Source organism: Acidovorax sp. NO-1, from assembly GCF_000238595.1.
GTDB lineage: Bacteria > Pseudomonadota > Gammaproteobacteria > Burkholderiales > Burkholderiaceae_C > Acidovorax.
On sequence record NZ_AGTS01000055.1, the window covers coordinates 47,267 to 67,892 of the forward strand.

General features: G+C 62.0%; 19 protein-coding genes and 1 tRNA gene. 15 read left to right on the forward strand and 5 right to left on the reverse strand.

What is annotated here, in order from left to right:
* Window positions 1-64 precede the first annotated feature (64 nt).
* The 3 genes from KYG_RS06395 to KYG_RS06405 all read right to left on the reverse strand — a co-directional run bounded on the left by KYG_RS06395 (window position 65) and on the right by KYG_RS06405 (window position 3,619).
* Window positions 65-754, reverse strand: a complete 690-nt coding sequence (locus KYG_RS06395; RefSeq protein WP_008904032.1) for a Fe2+-dependent dioxygenase — start codon at window positions 752-754, stop codon at window positions 65-67.
* Between the two features lie 39 nt (window positions 755-793).
* Window positions 794-3,076, reverse strand: a complete 2,283-nt coding sequence (locus KYG_RS06400) for a TonB-dependent siderophore receptor (protein WP_008904033.1) — start codon at window positions 3,074-3,076, stop codon at window positions 794-796.
* A 222-nt stretch (window positions 3,077-3,298) separates the two neighbouring features.
* On the reverse strand, window positions 3,299-3,619 hold the full coding sequence (locus tag KYG_RS06405) for an SWIB/MDM2 domain-containing protein (RefSeq protein ID WP_008904034.1): 321 nt from the start codon (window positions 3,617-3,619) through the stop codon (window positions 3,299-3,301).
* Between the two features lie 312 nt (window positions 3,620-3,931).
* Here KYG_RS06405 and rraA point away from each other — a divergent pair, with 312 nt between their 5' ends.
* Window positions 3,932-4,447: a ribonuclease E activity regulator RraA gene (rraA, locus tag KYG_RS06410; RefSeq protein ID WP_008904035.1), complete on the forward strand. Its 516-nt coding sequence runs from the start codon at window positions 3,932-3,934 to the stop codon at window positions 4,445-4,447.
* 36 nt (window positions 4,448-4,483) lie between these two features.
* Here rraA and KYG_RS06415 read toward each other — a convergent pair whose 3' ends face one another.
* Window positions 4,484-5,446 carry a DMT family transporter gene (locus KYG_RS06415; protein WP_008904036.1) on the reverse strand — a complete coding sequence of 321 codons (963 nt, stop codon included), beginning with the start codon at window positions 5,444-5,446 and terminating at the stop codon, window positions 4,484-4,486.
* Between the two features lie 110 nt (window positions 5,447-5,556).
* On the opposite strand from KYG_RS06415, the gene KYG_RS06420 reads away from it, so the two are divergent.
* From KYG_RS06420 to KYG_RS06475, 12 genes are all read left to right on the forward strand, one after another.
* Window positions 5,557-5,964 (forward strand): gamma-glutamylcyclotransferase, encoded by a 408-nt coding sequence (locus KYG_RS06420; RefSeq protein WP_034693442.1) that lies wholly within the window; start codon window positions 5,557-5,559, stop codon window positions 5,962-5,964.
* Between the two features lie 273 nt (window positions 5,965-6,237).
* The gene (aceA, locus tag KYG_RS06425; protein WP_008904038.1) at window positions 6,238-7,569 is read left to right on the forward strand and encodes an isocitrate lyase; all 1,332 of its coding nucleotides are present in this window, start codon (window positions 6,238-6,240) and stop codon (window positions 7,567-7,569) included.
* Window positions 7,570-7,890: 321 nt separating this feature from the next.
* On the forward strand, window positions 7,891-9,810 hold the full coding sequence (thrS, locus tag KYG_RS06430) for a threonine--tRNA ligase (protein ID WP_008904039.1): 1,920 nt from the start codon (window positions 7,891-7,893) through the stop codon (window positions 9,808-9,810).
* Between the two features lie 81 nt (window positions 9,811-9,891).
* A complete protein-coding gene (infC, locus tag KYG_RS06435) occupies window positions 9,892-10,500 on the forward strand; it encodes a translation initiation factor IF-3 (RefSeq protein WP_085942513.1) in 609 nt (202 codons plus the stop codon).
* A gap of 182 nt (window positions 10,501-10,682) precedes the next feature.
* Complete coding sequence (gene rpmI / locus KYG_RS06440; protein WP_008904041.1) at window positions 10,683-10,886, forward strand: 50S ribosomal protein L35; 204 nt, start codon at window positions 10,683-10,685, stop codon at window positions 10,884-10,886.
* A gap of 26 nt (window positions 10,887-10,912) precedes the next feature.
* The gene (gene rplT, locus KYG_RS06445) at window positions 10,913-11,272 is read left to right on the forward strand and encodes a 50S ribosomal protein L20 (protein WP_008904042.1); all 360 of its coding nucleotides are present in this window, start codon (window positions 10,913-10,915) and stop codon (window positions 11,270-11,272) included.
* A 101-nt stretch (window positions 11,273-11,373) separates the two neighbouring features.
* Window positions 11,374-12,426, forward strand: coding sequence for a phenylalanine--tRNA ligase subunit alpha (gene pheS / locus KYG_RS06450; protein WP_008904043.1), 1,053 nt, complete (start codon window positions 11,374-11,376; stop codon window positions 12,424-12,426).
* A gap of 122 nt (window positions 12,427-12,548) precedes the next feature.
* Window positions 12,549-14,996 carry a phenylalanine--tRNA ligase subunit beta gene (gene pheT / locus KYG_RS06455; RefSeq protein ID WP_008904044.1) on the forward strand — a complete coding sequence of 816 codons (2,448 nt, stop codon included), beginning with the start codon at window positions 12,549-12,551 and terminating at the stop codon, window positions 14,994-14,996.
* Window positions 14,997-15,020: 24 nt separating this feature from the next.
* A complete protein-coding gene (locus tag KYG_RS06460) occupies window positions 15,021-15,341 on the forward strand; it encodes an integration host factor subunit alpha (RefSeq protein ID WP_008904045.1) in 321 nt (106 codons plus the stop codon).
* A gap of 97 nt (window positions 15,342-15,438) precedes the next feature.
* Window positions 15,439-15,864 carry a MerR family transcriptional regulator gene (locus KYG_RS06465; RefSeq protein WP_034693439.1) on the forward strand — a complete coding sequence of 142 codons (426 nt, stop codon included), beginning with the start codon at window positions 15,439-15,441 and terminating at the stop codon, window positions 15,862-15,864.
* Between the two features lie 28 nt (window positions 15,865-15,892).
* A tRNA-Pro gene (locus tag KYG_RS06470) sits at window positions 15,893-15,969 on the forward strand.
* A gap of 185 nt (window positions 15,970-16,154) precedes the next feature.
* On the forward strand, window positions 16,155-16,478 hold the full coding sequence (locus KYG_RS06475; RefSeq protein ID WP_008904047.1) for a single-stranded DNA-binding protein: 324 nt from the start codon (window positions 16,155-16,157) through the stop codon (window positions 16,476-16,478).
* Window positions 16,479-16,615: 137 nt separating this feature from the next.
* Here KYG_RS06475 and KYG_RS06480 read toward each other — a convergent pair whose 3' ends face one another.
* Entirely contained in the window at window positions 16,616-18,697 is a 2,082-nt protein-coding gene (locus tag KYG_RS06480) for a sodium-translocating pyrophosphatase (RefSeq protein WP_008904048.1), read from the reverse strand.
* 235 nt (window positions 18,698-18,932) lie between these two features.
* Here KYG_RS06480 and ppa point away from each other — a divergent pair, with 235 nt between their 5' ends.
* Window positions 18,933-19,469 (forward strand): inorganic diphosphatase, encoded by a 537-nt coding sequence (gene ppa, locus KYG_RS06485; RefSeq protein ID WP_008904049.1) that lies wholly within the window; start codon window positions 18,933-18,935, stop codon window positions 19,467-19,469.
* A 287-nt stretch (window positions 19,470-19,756) separates the two neighbouring features.
* Window positions 19,757-20,626, forward strand: an 870-nt coding sequence (locus KYG_RS06490) for a methyl-accepting chemotaxis protein (RefSeq protein ID WP_008904050.1), incomplete at its 3' end; no start/stop codon positions are given.

Genomic DNA, 20,626 nt, shown 5'->3' on the forward strand with positions numbered 1-20,626 from the left:
CTGGCGCTTATGCAGCAAGCGCAAGGTGCTATTGAAAAGTGAGCGGATGCTGGGTGTGGCCGCCTTATGCATCGGCCCACATGCGCAGCAGGTTGTGGTAAGTGCCCGAGAGGGCAATCGCCGAGGGTTCTTTTTCGCCGTGCGCGTGGCGCAGCTTGAGCAGCGCCATGTCCATGTCGAACAGCAACTGGCGCTGCTCCAACCCGCGCACCATGCTTTCCACCCAGAAGAAGCTGCTGATGCGGTGGCCGCGTGTGACGGGGGACACCTGGTGCACCGTGCTGCTGGGGTACAGGATCAGGTCGCCGGCTGGCAGCTTGATGCGTTTTTCGCCGAGCGCTTCGGTGATGACCAGCTCGCCCCCGTTGTAGTCCTCGGGGGGCGTCAGGAACAGGGTGCACGACAGGTCGCTGCGCACCCAGCAGTTGTCGGCCCTGGAGTGCATGACGGCGCTGTCCACATGGTTGCCGTAGAAGTTGGCGCCGTCGCCGTATTTGTTGAACAGCGGGTTGTATATGCGGCGCGGCAGGGCCGCCGAGAAGAACAGCGCGTTGCGGTGCAGCGCGACCTTGACCTGCTCTTGCAGCCGGGCCGACAGCTCGCTGCCTTGCGCCAGTTGCAGGTTGTTTTTCTGGTGGACGGCCTGGCCACCCGCACTGCGTGCTCCGTCCACCCAGGGGGCTTGTGGCCCCAGGGCCTGGCGGAACATGCCCACTTCGTCGGGCGTGAGGACTTCTTTGATGTGCAGAAACATGCGGTGCGGTGGTTCAGGAAATCCGTCAGCGATATCCGTTCAGAAACGGGTCTTGAGCGTCAGCTGGGCCGAGCGCGCGGCCCCGGCGCCGTAGAAGCCGCGGTACAGCGTATCGGCGTAGAGCTTGTTGGCCAGGTTGGTGATGTTGAGCTTGAGCGAGGTCTTGTCGTCGAAGCTGTATTCCACCATCGCATCTGCCGTGGCAAAGCCGCTGGCCTTCATGGCACGCGAGCCTTCGGGGTTCTGCGCGCCACGGTAGGTGAGGCCCGCGCCCACGCGCAGCTGAGGCGTCACCACATAGGTGGTCCAGATGCTGCCGCTGTGCTTGGGGGTGAGGCCCGGGCGATCGCCCTTCACCTGGGCACCGCCACCGTTGGCGGCCAGCACGGTGGTGCTCCGGTCGATCTTGGCGCTTGGAATCCAGGTGTGGTTCATGAAGATCTCCCACTGGGGCGTGATGCGGCCGGCCAGGTTGAACTCCATCCCGGTCGCGTGGCGCTTGCCCGAGAGCAGGTAGCCCGGGTTGTCGGGATCGGTGTTGCGCTCGTTGTATTTCTCGCTGTAGAAAGCGGCCACACCCAGCAGGGCGCGGCGCTCGAACAGCTCCCACTTGCCGCCGATTTCAATGTTGCGGCTCTTTTCGGGCGGCGTGTTGGCCAGGGATCCGGTGCCCGGGTTGGACACCGTGCCGCCAGCGCTCACGCCGCCAAACTGGTAGGTGTCTCCGGAGGTGTTGTACGAAGAGCCATAGGACACGTAGTACGACGACACCTCATCAGGCTGGAACAGCACGCCCGCGCGCGGGCTCCACAGGCCGTCGGAGGTCTGGTCGCTCAGCGAACCATCGGCATTGCGATAGGAGGCCTTGAACCGGTCGTAGCGCAGCCCGCCGACGAGCTTCACGGTCGAGGTGAGCGACATCGTGTCCTGCAGGTACATGCCAAAGTTCTGCGCCTTGAACGTGTTGTAGGCCACCGGCGCGCGCGTGTCGGGCGCCCAGGCACCGTTGTCCGGTGTGCCGACGGTGGTGCCCAGCCCGTTGGTGGCCGATGAATTGCCGGCGGGATTGGCGTAATTGGAATTGCGGTTGGCGTCGTCACGGTAGAAATCGACGCCCGCCAGGATGTCGTGCTTCTTGCCGCCCCAGGTGAAGGAGTTGGTGTAGTCGCTCTGCAGCTGCGTCATTGTGCTGTCGCCGATGCGGCCCTTGGAGCTGCGTGTGAGCGGCGTGCTGGCGTTGATCTGGTCGAGCGATGTGATGGGCGTGCCAAAGCGGATCACGCTGGCCAGCAGGTCGCGCTCGTACTTGCCGTGGCGCAGCCGGGTCTGCAGCTCACCGCCATCGCGCAAGCGGTGGATGTGGCCCAGCGTCAGGTACTGCGATGACGTGTTGAGGTGGTCGCTGTCCAGGCCGTAGTAGTTGCGGGCGGCCAGGGTGGGCGCGATCTTGCCGTTGTTGTTGATCCAGGGGCTGTTGTAGATGGGGCGGCCCTTGACGTCCAGGTAGTACAGGCCCACCGAGAACTCGTCGGCCGTGCCGATGCCCCAGCTGAACGTGGGTGCGATGCCACGCTTGTCCTGCCGTGCACCGAAGTTGTCGGAGTTGTGCACCATCGCATTGAGGCGCACCGCGGCGTTCTCGCCCGTCTTGATGTTGAAATCGCCGGTGAGGCGGTGAAAGTTGCCGGTGCCCAGGGTGTACGAGACTTCGTGCTGGTCGATCAGCAGCGGGGCCTTGTTGACCTGGTTGACCACGCCCCCGGTGGAGCCCTTGCCAAACAGCATGGAGGCCGAACCCTTGAGTACTTCAACGCGGTCGAGGTTGAAGGTGTCGCGCTCGTACAGAGGTGCATCTTTCATGCCGTCGGTGTAGATGTCACCGGCCTGGCCCAGCGAGAAGCCGCGCAGGCGCACGTCTTCCTCGCCGGTTTCACCCGCCTGGAACGTTACCCCCGCGGTGGTGCGCAGCACCTCGCGGAAGTCGTCCTGGTTGCGGTCGTTCATGAGCTTTTCGGTGAACACCGTGACCGATTGCGGGATGTCCTTGATGTCCTGTTTGCCTTTGCCCACCGTGGTCTGCCTGAGCAGCAAGGTGTCTTTGCCCTGGACGTCTGCCGCTTCCTTCACGGTGACGGCGGGCAGCGTGGCCTCTGCCGCATGGGTCTGGGCCATGGCCCCCACCGAGGCTGCCAGCATCAGTGCGCCCAGCGGGAGCAGGGCCTTTTCCGATGCCGCAGTGCGAGCGGGCTGGGTGATGGGTTGTTGGGTTGATTGGGGCGCGCGCAGCGGGATGCTGCGGCGCAGAGCGCGTGATTTTGCCAAGGAGGCCTCCGTGGTGGGAATGTGCTGATGGCGCGCAGGTGCGCCAGGCGCAAGCGAGAGGCAGTGGCTAGATCAACATGGCTGTGCTTCGACGTGCTGCGTTATGTTACATCAAATGCGGGTCATTCTCATTTGCATTGATGTTTGTGAGCCACAGATTGCCAAGCTGCAGACGAAAAAAAGCCGGCATGGGCCGGCTTTCTGGGGCACTGGGTGCGGGGCTTACTTGACGTGTTTGCCGATCAGGCCGGCCAGTTCAAACATCGAGACCTGGGGCTTGCCGAACAATTCCTTGAGCTTGGCGTCGGCGTTGATGTTGCGCTTGTTGGCGGCATCCTGCAGGTTGTTGGCCTTGATGTAGACCCACAGCTTGCTGATGATCTCCGTGCGCGGCAGCGGCGCCGAGCCCACCACGGCGGCCAGCGCGGGGCTGGGCGTAAGTGCCTTCATGAAAGCAGCGTTGGGGGTGCGCTTCTTGGCGGGGGCAGCAGCCTTCTGGGCTGCGGGGGCTGTTTTTGCCGGAGCTTTTTTTGCAGTTGCCATGTCGGGTTTTCCTTGTTGGAAGTAGATTTTTCACCAGAGAAAGCTGGGCTTTCCCATAGGCAGACCGATGCTACTGGGAAAAAAACGCGTTTCCAAGGGAGAAAGGGCTTTTTTTGCCTCGATTTGTAGCCGTGGTGCCGCGTGCGCGCCAATTAGTCGCCCATGCAGCGCCGGTACCTTGACAAAGCGCCCTGGGATGCCGGCGTTTCCAGGTTTGCTCACCCGGGCTGTATCACAATGCGCACCCATCCTTGGGGCACGGCGGTTTGCCGCTGTGCCCGTTGTTCATTTCGCCTGAAAGGCTTTCACTCCATGTCTGCTGCGCCATCCTCCCCATCTTTCAGCACCTGTGATTTTTGCGATGTGCACAAGGGCGACATGAGCGGTGCGTTCCGCGTCCTGCCCCCGGTTTTTCACAGTTATGGCGGTGTGGCCGCGTTTGCCGGCCCGGTGAGCACCGTCAAGTGCCATGAAGACAACACGCAGGTGAAGGCGGCGGTGGAGTCGCCGGGTGCGGGCCGCGTGCTGGTGGTGGATGGGGGTGGCTCGCTGCGCCGCGCGCTGGTGGGGGGCAATCTGGCGGCTGCCGCTGCGCGCAATGGCTGGGCCGGTGTGGTGGTGGACGGGTGCGTGCGCGATGTAGCCGAGCTCAAGGCGGCGGCCGTTGGCCTGTGTGCGCTGGCGTTGATGCCGCTGCCCACCGAGCGCCGTGGCGAGGGGCAGCGCGATGTGGCCGTGCAGATCCAGGGCGTCTGGGTGCGGCCGGGCGACTGGCTGTACGCCGATGCAGACGGCATTGTGGTGAGCGCACAGCCCCTGGTGGTGTAGCGGTCGCGGCCAGGAGGCCGCGCAGCCGGGTTGCCCTCAGTCTGCGTGACCCGCCCGTCGGCCCACCCGCAGGCCGGTGCGTGAGGGCAGGGTCGCCAGCAGCACGCTGGCCAGTGCGATGACGAAGGCCATCAGCTGGGTGCCGGCCAAGGTTTCGCCCAGAAACAGCACGCCCACGAGCGCCGCGCTCACCGGCAGCATGACCGAGAACACCCCGCCCTGCGCAGCGGGCACGGCCTTGAGCCCCGTCATCCAGAGCCACACCGTCCACACGCAGGCGGCCAGCGCGTAGAACACCAGCAGCACCCAGGTGCCCCAGCCCACGGCCGTAAAGTTGAAATGCCAGGCGGCGTAAAGCCCCAACGGCGTGGACAGCACAAAACCCCACAGGTTGATGAGCGAGGTGATGCGCTTGGGCCCGAGGCTGGTGGTGAGCTTCTTGCCGATCACCGTATAGGCGGCTTCGCACACTACTGCGCCCAGCAATAGCCAGGGGCCCAACCAGCCCATATTACGAGTATTATTGGCATCCAGCGCTTGTGCAATATGCGCCGAATGCTCTTGTTTTGATAGTGAAAAAAGCGCAATCCCTGCCACGGCACAGACCACGGCGGCCCAGGTGCGTGGCGCTACGCGTTCGCGCAGGAAAGCCCAGCCCATCACCGCCACAGCCGCAGGAATGGCCGCCAGCGTCACCCCGGCCGTGACCGCATCGGTAAGGCTTACGCCATAGATCATGCAGAGGGTGAACAGGAAGTTGCCCAGGAACGACTGCAGAAACAGCAGCCGCCGGGTGGACCGGGTGATCGGCGGTTCATCCACCGGTTTGCGCAGCCAATGCAGCATGGCTACACCGCCAATGCCAAAACGCATCCACGCGAGCAGGAACACGGGCAGCACGGCAGCCAGCGGCTTGGACAGCGCCACGTAGCTGCCCACCAGGGCCATGCTGAGGGCCAGGCACACATAAGCAAAAGGGCGGCTGGGCGTGGTGTTCACTAGACTGCTGATGAGATGGCCGGGAGCCTGCTCGGGCGGCCGGTGTGGGCCGCCGTCTGGCGCGCCCGGAATACATTGAACCGGTTCTGAACCAAAACGAGGTGCGCATCATGCCCGACAAACCCCCGCCCGCCGTTCCCGCCCGCCATGTCTTTGTTTATGGCACCTTGCGCCGTGGCGGATCCAACGACATCACGCGCCTTCGCCCGGAACCAAAGTTTGTGGGCCCAGCCCGGGTGGCCGGGGCGCTTTACCACCTGGGGGCCTATCCGGGCATGACGCTGGGCGGACCCTTGGTGGTGCAGGGCGAGGTATATGAAATTGGCGCTGACCTGGAGGCCGTTCTGGACGAGATCGAGGGGCTCGGCGCCACCCCTATCGATGAATACGTGAAGCGAGAGGTCGTGGTGGATGTGGGCGGGCAGGCCGTGTCCTGCCTGGTTTACGAGATCAATCCCCGGTATACGGTCGCTGCGCCCCATATTGCCGATGGAGACTGGTTGCAAGCCACTGCGTGAATTTCGGCTTAAACAACGTCAAATATTGCAATGCGGAATTTGATTTTCTCGATGTGGAAAGCAATGAATGTTGCGCCGCCACATTTTTTCTCAATATGAGAAATCAAATTTTGCATTACAAGATGGTGTGGATAACTCGTTGTTTTAAAAAGAGAAAATTTATCTCTTGTATAAGACATAAGAGCTTGCATAAGTCTTATAGAAGACTTAAAGTTGTCTCCAAGGGCAGCACACGCAGCCCGGCGTTTTTAACCTACCTCCTGGAGTGATCTCATGCCCCAATCCCTCAACGAACAACTGAGCCGCGAACAGCAAATTGCCGCCCTGGAAAAAGACTGGGCCCAGAACCCCCGCTGGAAGGGTGTGAAGCGTGGTTACTCCGCTGCCGACGTGGTGCGCCTGCGCGGCTCGCTGCCCATCGAACACACGCTGGCCAAGCGCGGTGCTGAAAAGCTGTGGGACAAGATCAACGGCGGTGCCAAGAAGGGCTATGTGAACGCGTTCGGCGCGATCTCTGCCGGTCAGGCCATGCAGCAAGCCAAGGCAGGCCTCGAAGCCGTGTACCTGTCGGGCTGGCAAGTGGCCGCTGATGGCAACACCAGCGAAACCATGTACCCCGACCAGTCGCTGTACGCCTACGACTCGGTGCCCACCATGGTGCGCCGCATCAACAACACCTTCAAGCGCGCTGACGAAATCCAGTGGGGCCGTGGCATCAACCCCGGCGACAAGGAATTCATCGACTACTTCCTGCCCATCGTGGCCGATGCAGAAGCCGGTTTCGGCGGCGTGCTGAACGCCTTCGAACTGATGAAGAACATGATCGCTGCAGGTGCAGCCGGCGTGCACTTCGAAGACCAGTTGGCCGCCGTGAAGAAGTGCGGTCACATGGGTGGCAAGGTGCTGGTTCCTACGCAGGAAGCCATTGAAAAGCTGATCTCGGCCCGTTTTGCTGCTGACGTGATGGGCGTGTCCACCATCGTGCTGGCCCGCACCGACGCCGAAGCCGCCAACCTGATCACGTCCGACCACGACGCCAACGACAAGCCTTTCCTGACCGGCGAGCGCACACAAGAAGGCTTCTACCGCGTCAAAAACGGCCTGGAACAAGCCATCAGCCGTGGCGTGGCTTACGCCCCCTACGCCGACTTGGTGTGGTGCGAAACCGGCGTGCCCGACATCGGCTTCGCCCGTGAGTTCGCGCAGGCTGTGCACGCTGCCTGCCCCGGCAAGCTGCTGTCGTACAACTGCTCGCCATCGTTCAACTGGAAGAAGAACCTCAACGACAAGCAGATCGCTTCCTTCCAGGAAGACCTGTCGGCCCTGGGGTACAAGTACCAGTTCATCACGCTGGCTGGCATCCACATCAACTGGTTCAACACCTTCCAGTTCGCCCATGCCTATGCACGCGGCGAAGGCATGAAGCACTACACCGAAATGGTGCAGGAACCTGAATTCGCAGCTCGCGAAAAGGGCTACACCTTCGTGTCGCACCAACAGGAAGTGGGCGCAGGCTACTTCGACGACGTGACCACGGTGATCCAGGGCGGCTCGTCCTCCGTGAAGGCCCTGACGGGTTCGACCGAAGAAGAGCAGTTCCACTGATCTGCGGGGCTCAGCGCCGCTTTGTTGTGGCGCCAAATGCACTCGACAAAAGCCCGAAGCATCTGCTTCGGGCTTTTTTTCTGGGTGCTGGGGTTAAAATCCAAGGAAATTCACAGCACAAGAGCGAGAAAGGCAATCTGGTTATGACACCGCGAACTACATCGGAGATGTTGACCGGCCGTTGAGGCTGGCTGTTCGCGCCTGCACGAGATTGCACACCCCTCCAAAAAGCGCGGACCTGTTCCGCGCTTTTTTGTTTCCTGGGCCTGGCGCGTGCCCGCACCCATTGCACTGATTGATTGAAAAGAAAGAGTTACTCCCATGATTCACATCACGCTTCCCGACGGTTCACAGCGCGAGTTTCCGGGCCCCGTCACGGTGGCCGAAGTGGCTGCTTCCATTGGCTCGGGTCTGGCCAAAGCGGCTTTGGCGGGCAAGATTGGCGACAAGGTCGTGGACACCAGCTACCAGATCACGACCGATAGCCCGCTGTCCATCGTGACTGCGAAAGATGCCGATGGCCTGGATGTCATCCGCCACTCCACCGCCCACTTGCTGGCCTACGCCGTCAAGGAGCTATTCCCTGACGCACAGGTCACCATCGGCCCGGTGATTGAGAACGGCTTCTATTACGACTTTGCTTACAAGCGCCCCTTCACGCCGGAAGATCTGGTGGCCATCGAAAAGCGCATGGCCGAACTGGCGGCCAAGGACGAACCCGTAGTGCGCCGCGTGTTGCCGCGTGACGAGGCGGTGGCGTACTTCAAGGGCCTGGGCGAGCACTACAAGGCGGAGATCATTGCCAGCATCCCCAGCAACGAAGACGTGAGCCTGTACCGCGAAGGCAATTTCGAAGACCTGTGCCGAGGTCCCCACGTGCCGAGCACGGGCAAGCTCAAGTTCTTCAAGCTCATGAAGGTGGCGGGTGCCTACTGGCGCGGCGACCACCGCAACGAAATGCTGCAGCGTGTCTATGGCACCGCATGGACCACGAAGGACGAGCTCCAGCAGTACCTCACGATGCTGGAAGAGGCCGAAAAGCGCGACCACCGCAAGCTGGGGCGCGAACTCGACCTTTTCCACATCGACGAGCACTCACCCGGCACGGTGTTCTGGCACCCCAAGGGCTGGACGCTGTGGCAGGAGGTGGAGCAATACATGCGCCGCGTGTACCGCGACAACGGCTACCAGGAGGTCAAGGGCCCGCAGATTCTGGACAAGACGCTCTGGGAAAAGACGGGCCACTGGGACAAGTACCGCGACAACATGTTCACGACCGAGAGCGAGAAGCGCGACTACGCGCTCAAGCCGATGAACTGCCCGGGCCATATCCTGATCTTCAAGCAGGGCATCAAGAGCTACCGCGACCTGCCTCTGCGCTACGGCGAGTTTGGCCAGTGCCATCGTAACGAGCCCACGGGTGGCCTGCACGGCATCATGCGCGTGCGCGGCTTCACGCAAGACGACGGTCACATTTTCTGCACGGAAGATCACATCCTGGCCGAATGCACGGCGTACACGACCCTGCTGCAGAAGGTCTACAAGGATTTCGGCTTCGAGAACATCATCTACAAGGTGGCCACGCGCCCCGAGGCGCGCATCGGATCGGAAGAAAGCTGGGACAAGGCGGAGCACGCGCTCATGGAAAGCCTGCGGGCCTCGGGCTGCGAGTTCGAGATCGCCCCGGGCGACGGCGCCTTCTATGGCCCCAAGATCGAGTACACCCTCAAGGATGCAATCGGGCGCCAGTGGCAGTGCGGCACCATGCAGGTCGATTTCTCCATGCCCGAACGCCTGGACGCCGAGTACGTTGGCGAGGATGGCGCGCGCCACAGGCCGGTGATGCTGCACCGCGCCATCGTGGGCAGTCTGGAGCGCTTTATCGGAATTCTGATCGAGCAGCACGCTGGCGCCCTGCCCACGTGGCTGGCTCCCGTGCAGGTTTCGGTGCTCAACATCACGGATGCGCAGTCCGATTACTGTCGTGAAATCGCAGCAAAACTGCAAAAAGCGCTGCCCAATCAAGGCCTTAGGGTGACGCTGGACCTTCGCAACGAAAAGATTACGTATAAAATACGGGAGCATTCGATGCAAAAGCTGCCTTACATCCTCGTCGCTGGCGACAAGGAAAAGGCCGCAGGTGCCGTCGCAGTGCGAGCCCGGGGCAATCGTGACCTCGGCGTGATGTCGGTGGATGCGTTCATTGAGCTGATCGCCAACGACATTGCCACCAAAGCCTGATTTTGAACACAAAAGCTGCTTTGCCGCTCGCGGACTGTGCGGGAATAGCTACTTTTTTTGTAGCATTTTGATTCAAGGAAGATAGCCATCGCTACTGAATTTCGTGATCGTCGCCACCGGGAAGAGCGCAAGCACCGCCTGAACCGTGAAATCATGGCCCCGGAAGTCCGTCTGTCCGGGCCTGACAACGAGCCTTTGGGTGTTGTCAGCCTCATGGAGGCCTTGCGCATGGCCGGTGAGCTGGATGTGGATCTGGTGGAAATTGCCGCCACGGCAAACCCGCCGGTGTGCCGCCTCATGGACTACGGCAAGTTCAAGTACCAAGAGCAAAAGCGTGCGGCAGAAGCCAAAGCCAAGCAGACGGTCATCGAGATCAAGGAAGTCAAGTTCCGTCCTGGCACGGACGATGGCGACTACAACATCAAGATGCGCAACATCCGCCGTTTTCTGGCGGATGGTGACAAGTGCAAGATCACGCTGCGGTTTCGCGGTCGTGAAATCACGCACCAGGAACTCGGTTTGGCGTTGCTGAACCGGATTCGTGACGAATTGGCAGACAGCATCATCATCGAGCAGTTTCCCAAGCTGGAAGGCCGCCAGATGATCATGATGATCGCTCCCGGCAAGAAGAAGCCCGCCGCAGCCAAACCGGCTGCTGAGAACGCCCAGGTGCCGGGCGGGGCGGCCTGAATCGCGCGGATGGGTGCGAAAATTTGAGTGCTTCGCCCGCAAGGGCGAAATACTCGAAGAGGCGGGGCTTTGGCTCTGCCGACCGAGAGGCGAAAGCCTTTCGACAAAAGTGGCTCGGGGCCAACAAGTTTGCAGATCGGTTTGCAAACGCCTCACGAGCACAATGAAAAAGGAGCATTCACATGCCCAAAATGAAGACCAAGAGCAGCGCGAAAAAACGTTTCCGCGTTCGTCCCGGTGGCACCGTCAAGCGCGGTCAAGCCTTCAAGCGTCACATCTTGACCAAGAAGACCACCAAGAACAAGCGCCATCTGCGTGGTGCGGTTGCTGTGCACGAGACCAATATGGGCTCGATTTCACAGATGCTGCCCGGCATGGGCGTTTAATTTACTGACGAACAAGGAGTACATACATGCCTCGCGTCAAACGTGGTGTAACGGCCCGTGCCCGTCACAAGAAAGTTCTCGCCCTTGCCAAGGGTTTCCGTGGTCGCCGCGGTAACGTCTTCCGTATCGCCAAACAGGCGGTAATGAAGGCTGGGCAATATGCCTACCGTGACCGCCGCACCAAGAAGCGCGTGTTCCGCCAGTTGTGGATCGCCCGTATCAACGCCGCTGCGCGTGAACTGGGCATGACCTACAGCCAGTTCGCCAACGGCCTGAAGAAGGCTTCCATCGAGATCGACCGCAAGATGCTGGCCGACCTCGCAGTGCACGACAAGGCTGCCTTTGGCAGCATCGTGGAGCAAGTCAAGGCCAAGCTGGCTGCTTGAGTTCACGATGAGTGGCTATCGTTCTGATAGCTGCTTGCGCAATAACAGCAAGGGCTAGGGCTTGAAAAGGCACTAGCCCTTGTTCATTTTCGAGAGTCGATATGAACGAGTTGGATTCCCTGGTTGAGAGCGCCACGCAACTGTTTGCCCAAAGTGCAACCCCTGCTGACCTCGAAAACGCCAAGGCGCAATTTTTGGGCAAGTCGGGCCGCGTGACCGAGCTCATGAAGGGCATGGCGCAGCTGTCCGTCGAGGAAAAGAAATCCCGTGGCGCTGCCATCAACGTGGCCAAGCAGGCCATTGAAGCCGCACTGACCGCACGCCGCCAGGCGCTGGCCGACGCAGAGCTGCAACTGCAATTGAAGGCTGAAGCACTGGACGTGAGCCTGCCAGGCCGCCAGCGCGGGCAGGGTGGCCTGCACCCGGTGTCGCTCACGCTCGAACGCATCCAGGGCATTTTCGGCTCCATGGGTTTTGACGTTGCCGAAGGCCCCGAGATTGAAACCGACTGGTTCAACTTCACCGCATTGAACACGCCAGAGGATCATCCCGCGCGTTCCATGCACGACACGTTCTATGTGGAGGGCGGCACTGCCACCGCCCCCAACCTGCTGCGCACGCACACCAGCCCCATGCAGATCCGCCATGCAGTACAGCATGTCAAAAAGCACCGCGCCGCGCTGGATGCTGGCCAGCCCATGCCCGAGATCCGCGTGATCGCCCCAGGCCGCACTTATCGCGTGGACAGCGACGCCACGCACTCGCCCATGTTCCACCAGTGCGAAGGCCTGTGGATCGGCGAGAACGTGAGTTTCAAGGATCTGAAGGTCATCTTCACGGACTTCTGCCGCACGTTTTTTGAAAGCGATGACCTCGTGTTGCGCTTTCGCCCCAGCTTTTTCCCGTTCACGGAGCCCAGCGCCGAGATCGATATCCAGTTCCAGACGGGTCCGCTGGCGGGCCGGTGGCTCGAAGTGGCGGGTTCGGGCCAGGTGCACCCCAACGTGGTGCGCAACATGGGCCTCGACCCCGAGAAGTACATCGGCTTTGCGTTTGGCATGGGCCCGGACCGTCTGACGATGCTGCGCTACGGCGTCAATGATCTGCGTTTGTTCTTTGACGGCGACATCCGTTTTCTGTCGCAGTTTCAGTAACGCAAAAAAGTGAGCTGCTGACGCTTGTAGTCATTGGCTTTCAAAGCGTTTTGACATCGAAACGCTTGATTGAAAAGCGCTGCCAGCTATATTTTTAAGAGCTAACGCCAAAGAGTCTTCCTATGCAATTCCCTGAGTCCTGGTTGCGCGAATTCTGCAACCCACCGCTGACAACCCAAGAGCTGGCTGACACGCTGACCATGGCGGGCCTGGAGGTGGAAGAGCTGCGCCCCGTCGCGCCGCCTTTCACCAAGATCGTGGTGGGTGAGATCAAGGAGGCCGTGCAACACCCCGACGCCGACCGCCTGCGTGTGTGCCAGGTGGACGTGGGGCAGGGCGCCCTGCTGAATATCGTGTGTGGCGCGCCCAACGCCCGCGTGGGCATCAAAGTGCCCTGCGCGCTGGTGGGCGCCGAGCTGCCGCCGGGTGATGACGGCAAGCCGTTTCTCATCAAGGTGGGCAAGCTGCGCGGCGTGGAAAGCCAGGGCATGCTGTGCTCGGCGCGCGAGCTCAAGCTGTCCGAAGACCATGGTGGCTTGCTGGAGCTCGATGCCTCGGCTCCCGTGGGCCAGGACATTCGTGAGCATCTCGACCTGGACGACACCCTGTTTACCCTCAAGCTCACGCCCAATCTGGCGCACTGCCTGAGCGTTTATGGCATCGCGCGCGAAGTCTCAGCATTGACGGGCACGCCGCTGCAACGCCCGTCGTTCCCTGCCGTAGCCGCAAAGCTGACGGACAAGCTGCCCGTGCAGGTGAGTGCACCGGATCTGTGCGGCCGCTTCTCCGGCCGCATCGTGCGCAACGTGAACACGCGCGCCGCCACACCCCAGTGGATGCTGGACCGCCTGGCACGCTGCGGACAGCGCGGCGTGTCGCCGCTGGTTGACATTTCCAACTATGTGATGTTCGAGCTGGGGCGTCCGTCGCACATTTTTGACCTGGACAAGATCCACGGTGGCCTGGAGGTTCGATGGGGCAAGCCGGGCGAGCAGCTCAAGCTGCTCAACGGCACCACCGTGACCGTCGATGACAAGGTGGGTGTGATCGCCGACGACCGTCAGGTGGAGTCGCTGGCCGGCATCATGGGCGGCGACGCCACAGCCGTGTCGGATGACACCCGCCACATCTATATCGAGGCCGCGTTCTGGTGGCCCAAAGCAGTGGCGGGTCGCTCGCGCCGGTTCAATTTCTCGACCGATGCGGGTCACCGATTCGAGCGCGGCGTGGACTCCGCCCTGACGGTGGAGCACATCGAGCGCATCACGCAACTGGTGATCGACATTTGCGGTACACCCGACACGGCGTGTGGGCCCATGGACGATCAGGCCGTCAATCTGCCGGTGTCCCAGCCCGTCACGCTGCGCGTGGCGCGTGCGGCCAAGGTCATCGGCATGCCACTGACCCAAGCCCAGTGTGCCGATGCGTTGCAGCGTCTGGGCCTGCCGGTGGTGGAGGGCGACGGCACGCTCACCGTTACGCCGCCGTCGTTCCGTTTCGACATCACCATCGAGGAAGACCTGATCGAAGAGGTTGCCCGCATGGTGGGTTACAACAACCTGCCGACCACGCCCCCCCTGGCGCCGATCACGCCCAAGCTGGCGCTCGAGGCCACGCGCAGCCCGTTTGCGGTGCGCCGCTCGCTGGCAGCGCTGGGGTATCAGGAAACGATCAACTTCAGCTTTGTGGAAGAGCGGTGGGAGCACGAGCTGGCCGCCAACACCCAGCCGATCAAACTGCTCAATCCGATTGCCAGCCAGATGAGCGTGATGCGCTCCACGTTGCTGGGTTCTTTGCTGCAAGTGTTGAAGTTCAACCTCGACCGCAAGGCCGAGCGGGTGCGCGTCTTTGAACTGGGCCGCGTGTTCCTGCGCGACGGCAGCGTGAGCAATACCGACACCACAGTCGAAGGCTTCCATCAGCCGATGCGCGTGTCGGGCCTGGCCTATGGCCCGAACGACATGCTGCAATGGGGGCGCAAGGAGCAATCCATCGACTTCTTTGATGTGAAGGGCGACGTGGAAGCCCTGCTGGCACCGCTGCGCGCGACGTTCGAGCCGGGCACCCATCCCGCCATGCACCCTGGCCGTTGCGCTCGCGTGCTGGTGGATGGCCGCGCCATCGGTTTTGTGGGCGAACTGCACCCGCAGTGGCGCCAGTCGTGGGAGCTGCCGCAGGCTCCTGTGATGTTCGAGCTGGAGCTGGACGCCGTGCTGCAGCGCGTGGTGCCGGAGTTCAAGACAGTGTCCAAGCACCAGGCGGTAGAGCGCGACCTGGCCGTGGTGGTGGCCGAGCGTGTCACGCATGCGGACATCATGGGGGCAGTCGAGCAGGCCGTTCCGGGTGGCATGCTGCGCTCTGCCGTGCTGTTTGATGTATACCGTCCCAAGGCCCTGCGCGCAGGCGAAGAGGCACCTGCAGGCGGGCTGGCTGCGGGCGAAAAGAGCCTGGCGGTGCGCCTCACGCTCGGACGCGACGAAGCGAGCCTGACGGAGGCTGAAATCGAGGCGGCGGTCCAGTCCGTGATGGCGCAACTTGCGCAGCGCACGGGCGCGCGGCTGCGGGTGTGACGATGTTCAGGGGAATGACGAGCCATGATTGAATTTGCAGTCGAGAGCCTGGAGACACCGGCACTGACCAAGGCGCAGCTCGCCGATCTGCTGTTTGACCAGATCGGCCTGAACAAGCGCGAGTCCAAGGACATGATCGACGCCTTCTTCGATCTGATTTCACAGAGTCTTGTCGAGGGCAAGGACGTGAAACTGTCGGGGTTTGGCAATTTCCAGATCCGTACCAAGGCGCCACGCCCCGGGCGTAACCCGCGCACGGGTGAGGCGATCCCGATCAAGGCACGCCGGGTAGTGACATTTCACGCGAGCAGCAAACTCAAAGAGCAGATTCAGGCTGCGGCGTGAATTTGTTCCGATTTGTGTCTCATTGCGGGCGCCATGACTGGCGGCTTTGGCGGGACTGCAGTACGCTTGTCGGCTTTCGCCTTTGAACTTGCATCCCATGGGCACTACGCTACCTTCCATACCCGCCAAACGGTACTTCACGATCGGAGAGGTCGCGGAGTTGTGTGGCGTGAAGCCGCATGTGCTGCGCTATTGGGAGCAGGAGTTCACGCAGCTGCGGCCCATGAAACGCCGTGGCAACCGGCGCTACTACCAGCACCACGAGGTGCTCATGATCCGCCGCATCCGCGATCTGCTGTATGACCAGGGGTTCACCATCAGCGGGGCGCGCAACAAGCTTCAGGAGCTGGCGCACACGGACCGCAGCGAGGTGGCTGGTGATCAGTTGGTGGCGGATGTTGTTTTGCCCAGCATGGTGGTCGATACGGCGCGCGACCTGTCCATTGCGCCGGGGTTGATGCTGGATCCGCTTGCCATGCGCAAAGAATTGTTCGAGATTCGTGCGCTTCTCTCTTTGAACTGAATTTTTCAGCATATAATCTAAGTCTTGTCGGCGTGTAGCGCAGCCTGGTAGCGCACTTGCATGGGGTGCAAGGGGTCGCGAGTTCGAATCCCGCCACGCCGACCATTGATAGCAAAAGCCCAGAACCGAAAGGTTCTGGGCTTTTTTGCTGGGCGCAAGCCAAACGCATTGTTCAATGCGCCAACCGCGCGAGCCATGGCGCGGTTGGCGCGGCAGGTAGCACGCGAACCGGATGCGAGGTTGGGTACCCGGCTGGAGATTCGGCGTACTTTCGACACAAGAGGAATCTCATGATCGATGGATTGGTGGCCGGCAGGATTTTTGGCGAATCTGCGCAACGGGTGGACAAGGCGGGCAAGGCATTCACCGTTGCCAAGGTGCGCGCCACCACGGGGGATGGCGAGCTGCTCTTTGTCAATGTGATTGCGTTTGAAGAGCGGGTGTGTGATGCGTTGCGCACATTGCGCGACGGCGACTCGGTGGCGCTCGCCGGAACCCTCACGCCCCGCGTGTGGACGGACAAGCAGGGCAATGTCCGCCCTGCGCTGGACATGCTGGCACTGCGCGTGCTGACGGTGCACGAGGCTCCGGCACCGGACGCTGCTGGTACCTAAACGAAGAACACAGGCCCTGCAGTCCGATTGACGCAGCGGGCACACGTAAAAAAGCCCGCCGTAGCGGGCTAAGGCCCTGACAAATCCTGGCGGTATGCCGGATGTGGCGAAGCCCTGGAGTGGTCAGCGTCAGCGTATCACCCGCCGTGGAATTTGACCACCAGCGGAACGATCAGCAGCGCCACGATGTTGATGATCTTGATCAGTGGGTTGATGGCCGGCCCGGCCGTGTCCTTGTAGGGGTCGCCCACGGTGTCACCCGTCACCGCAGCCTTGTGGGCCTCGCTGCCCTTGCCGCCGTGGTGGCCGTCTTCGATGTACTTCTTGGCGTTGTCCCAGGCGCCACCACCCGTGCACATGCTGATGGCCACAAAAAGGCCCGTGACGATGGTGCCCATCAGCAAGCCGCCGAGCGCCTTGGGGCCCAGCAGCAGGCCCACCACAATGGGCACCACCACCGGCAGCAGGCTGGGGATCACCATCTCCTTGATGGCGGCGGTGGTCAGCATGTCCACGGCCTTGCCGTATTCGGGCTTGCCGGTGCCTTCCATGATGCCGGGAATGTCGCGGAACTGGCGGCGCACTTCCACTACCACGGCGCCCGCGGCGCGGCCCACGGCCTCCATGGCCATGGCGCCAAACAGGTAGGGGATCAGCCCGCCAATGAACAGCCCGATGATGACCAGCGGATCACTGAGATCAAAGCTGATGGCGCGGCCGTAGCTTTCGAGCTTGTGCGTGTAGTCGGCAAACAGCACCAGTGCGGCCAGGCCGGCCGAGCCGATGGCGTAGCCCTTGGTCACGGCCTTGGTGGTGTTGCCCACGGCGTCCAGCGGGTCGGTGATGTCGCGCACGCTGCTGGGCAGCTCGGCCATCTCGGCAATGCCGCCCGCGTTGTCGGTGATGGGGCCGTACGCATCCAGCGCCACCACAATGCCAGCCATCGAGAGCATGGACATGGCCGCCACGGCAATGCCGTACAGCCCTGCGAGCTGGTAGGCCGACAGGATGGCCAGGCACACAAAAATCACGGGCCAGGCGGTGGACCGCATCGACACGCCAAGCCCGGCAATGATGTTGGTGCCGTGGCCGGTGGTGGACGCCTGGGCAATGTGCTGCACGGGCGAATACTGCGTGCCGGTGTAGAACTCGGTGATCCACACCAGCGCGGCCGTGAGCAGCAGGCCGACGGCGCAGGCGCCAAACAGTTTCAGCTGGCTGCCGGTGGCGGTGATGGCGTTGTCCGGCATGATCCAGATGGTCACGAAATAGAAGGCGATGAGTGACAGCACGCCCGCAATCGCCAGGCCCTTGTACAGCGCAGGCATCACGTTCTTCATGCCGGGCGAGGCCTTGACGAAAAAGCAGCCGATGATGGATGCAATGATGGACACGGCGCCCAGCGCCAGCGGGTACACCACGGCGTTCACCGGGGCGCTCACCACCAGCAGCGCGCCCAGCACCATGGTGGCGATCAGCGTCACGGCATAGGTTTCGAACAGGTCGGCCGCCATGCCGGCGCAGTCGCCCACGTTGTCGCCCACGTTGTCCGCAATCACCGCGGGGTTGCGCGGGTCGTCTTCAGGGATGCCCGCCTCCACCTTACCCACCAGATCGGCGCCCACATCGGCGCCCTTGGTGAAAATGCCGCCGCCCAGGCGCGCAAAGATGGAAATCAGCGACGAGCCAAACGCAAACCCGATCAGCGGGTTGAGCAGCGTGGCCAGGTTGGTGGTGGGATTGTGGTTGCCGTTGCCCGCCAGAAACCAGTAAAAGCCCGTGACCCCCAGGAGGCCCAGCCCCACCACCAGCATGCCGGTGATGGCCCCACCGCGAAACGCCACATCGAGCGCCGGGCCGATGCCGTGGGTGGCGGCCTGTGCCGTGCGCACGTTGGCGCGCACCGATACGTTCATGCCGATGAATCCGCAGGCGCCCGAGAGCACGGCGCCCACCACAAAGCCCACGGCCGTGGTGGCGTCCAAAAAGACGCCGATGAGTACCGCCAGCACCACGCCCACGATGGCAATGGTCTTGTATTGGCGGGCCAGGTAGGCGGCAGCGCCGGCCTGGATGGCCGCGGCGATCTCCTGCATGCGGGCGTTGCCCGGGTCTTTGGCGAGGATCCAGCCGCGGGCCCAGATGCCGTAGGCCACGGCAATGAGCCCGCAGACCAGGGCGAGGATGAGAGGGGAGGTCAGTGCTGAGCTTGCAGCCATTCAATTCTCCTAGGGTTTGTTGCACGGAGGGGGACCAACGCATCGGTGGCATCCCCGCTGCGTTGCTTCCTCGTGCTCCCTGTGCAATTGCTGCAGGAGCCGATTGGCCAACAAACCCAATTTACAGGCAAACGCAGGTCTGCAAGCGGGCAGAAAGGGGCATGCGCCTAAAATCAGGGTTAATCCCGACGCTGCATGCTGCGTGGATTGTCGCCAATCAACTTTTCAACCAAACATGTCCCTCAATAACGTCCCCCCAGGCAAGAACGTTCCCGACACCTTCAATGTCGTCATCGAGATCCCGATGAACGCTGACCCGATCAAGTACGAGGTGGACAAGGAGTCGGGCGCCATTTTTGTGGACCGTTTCATGACCACGGCCATGCACTACCCCACCAACTACGGCTATGTGCCCCAGACGCTGTCGGGCGACGGTGACCCGGTGGACGTGCTGGTGATCACGCCGTACCCGCTGTTCCCCGGCGTGGTTGTGCCCTGCCGCCCCCTGGGCATCCTGATGATGGAAGACGAGGCCGGTGTGGATGGCAAGGTCATTGCCGTGCCCACCTCCAAGGTGTTGCCCATGTATGACCACTGGAAGACCATCGACGACGTGAACTCCATGCGCCGCAATGCCATCGCCCATTTCTTTGAGCACTACAAGGACCTGGAAAAGGGCAAGTGGGTCAAGGTGCTGGGCTGGGAAGGCATTGACGCCGCGAAGAAGGAAGTCTCGGACGGGATCGAGAACTACAAGAAGTCCCAGGCCTGAAATTTTTTAGTGAAATATGCCTCTGGCGCTTGTTGATAAAGCGCCGCCAGCTATCAAAAAGATACTGAAAAGAGGCCGCCACCAAGCATGCGGGCAGCAATGCCCGCATGCTTTTTTGTTGCCCATACGGGACGACGACGGCGGGCGTGCGCACGGGTTGCGGCGCGGGGCCGGTGAGGGCGCTGATAGACTGCAATTAGTTACAGATCAGAAGGGCGGCTTTGCGCCCTGGGTATTGCTGCGGGCTGGATGGGGCGCCGCAAGCGCAGAAATTGGAGGGGTGAGTCATGAGAGTTTCCGATTTACGCATTGGCGTCAAGCTGGGTGCGGGTTTTCTGGCGGTGGTGCTGCTTACCACCGTGCTGGGGCTGATCGCGCTGGTGCAGATGGCGCGCATCAACGCCAATTCCGAACAGATCGCCACCAACCTGCTGCCCAGCGTGGAAAAGACGGGCGATCTGCGTGTGCTCTACAACCGCATGCGCCGCTCGGAGGCCGGTATGGTCACTTCGCGCAGCCAGCCTGAAGTCAAGGCCTTTTCCGAGCAGGTGGCCCTGCGCGCGAAGGATATCGCGCAGCTGGAATCCACCTACGAACCCCTGATCGACGGTGACAAGGAGCGCGAAATCTACGCCGCCTACAAGCAGCGCAAGGCTGAATACGCCGACATGCAGGCCAAGCTGACGGAGATTGCCAACGGTGTGGACTTCAGCACCGCGGAAACCCTGGAGATCACCGGTGATGCGCTGTCGATGATGTATGCCGGTGAATCTGAAGCCGCGTTTGTCGCTGTGGCCGAGACGCTGGGCCAGATGCAAAAGCTCAACTCTGAAAGCGCACTGCAGGCCAGCGAAGAAGCCCGGCAGGTTTTCAACATGGCGCGTGCGTCCCTGTTGATCACGATGGGTGTGTGCGTGCTGCTCGCTGCCTTGCTGGGGGTGGGTATCACCCGGGCCGTCACGCGCCCGGCCGACCATGCCGTGCGTGCAGCCCGTGCCATTGCCGAAGGCAACCTCACGGCAGACGTGCCCCCAGGCGGCAAGGACGAGATGGGCCAGCTGCTCAACGCCTTGCGCGACATGCGCGACAACCTGGCGCGGGTGGTGTCGGGCGTGCGCGGCAACGCCGAAGGCGTGGCGTCTGCCAGCTCGCAGATA

What these genes read in the sequence shown, in the direction of transcription:
- rplT (WP_008904042.1), top strand. Translation starts at nt 10,913, where the DNA reads ATGCCTCGCGTCAAACGTGGTGTAACGGCCCGTGCCCGTCACAAGAAA.
- aceA (WP_008904038.1), top strand. Translation starts at nt 6,238, where the DNA reads ATGCCCCAATCCCTCAACGAACAACTGAGCCGCGAACAGCAAATTGCC.
- ppa (WP_008904049.1), top strand. Translation starts at nt 18,933, where the DNA reads ATGTCCCTCAATAACGTCCCCCCAGGCAAGAACGTTCCCGACACCTTC.
- pheS (WP_008904043.1), top strand. Translation starts at nt 11,374, where the DNA reads ATGAACGAGTTGGATTCCCTGGTTGAGAGCGCCACGCAACTGTTTGCC.
- KYG_RS06395 (WP_008904032.1), bottom strand. Translation starts at nt 754, where the DNA reads ATGTTTCTGCACATCAAAGAAGTCCTCACGCCCGACGAAGTGGGCATG.
- KYG_RS06465 (WP_034693439.1), top strand. Translation starts at nt 15,439, where the DNA reads ATGGGCACTACGCTACCTTCCATACCCGCCAAACGGTACTTCACGATC.
- KYG_RS06475 (WP_008904047.1), top strand. Translation starts at nt 16,155, where the DNA reads ATGATCGATGGATTGGTGGCCGGCAGGATTTTTGGCGAATCTGCGCAA.
- KYG_RS06420 (WP_034693442.1), top strand. Translation starts at nt 5,557, where the DNA reads ATGCCCGACAAACCCCCGCCCGCCGTTCCCGCCCGCCATGTCTTTGTT.
- thrS (WP_008904039.1), top strand. Translation starts at nt 7,891, where the DNA reads ATGATTCACATCACGCTTCCCGACGGTTCACAGCGCGAGTTTCCGGGC.
- rpmI (WP_008904041.1), top strand. Translation starts at nt 10,683, where the DNA reads ATGCCCAAAATGAAGACCAAGAGCAGCGCGAAAAAACGTTTCCGCGTT.
- rraA (WP_008904035.1), top strand. Translation starts at nt 3,932, where the DNA reads ATGTCTGCTGCGCCATCCTCCCCATCTTTCAGCACCTGTGATTTTTGC.
- pheT (WP_008904044.1), top strand. Translation starts at nt 12,549, where the DNA reads ATGCAATTCCCTGAGTCCTGGTTGCGCGAATTCTGCAACCCACCGCTG.
- KYG_RS06405 (WP_008904034.1), bottom strand. Translation starts at nt 3,619, where the DNA reads ATGGCAACTGCAAAAAAAGCTCCGGCAAAAACAGCCCCCGCAGCCCAG.
- KYG_RS06480 (WP_008904048.1), bottom strand. Translation starts at nt 18,697, where the DNA reads ATGGCTGCAAGCTCAGCACTGACCTCCCCTCTCATCCTCGCCCTGGTC.
- KYG_RS06460 (WP_008904045.1), top strand. Translation starts at nt 15,021, where the DNA reads ATGATTGAATTTGCAGTCGAGAGCCTGGAGACACCGGCACTGACCAAG.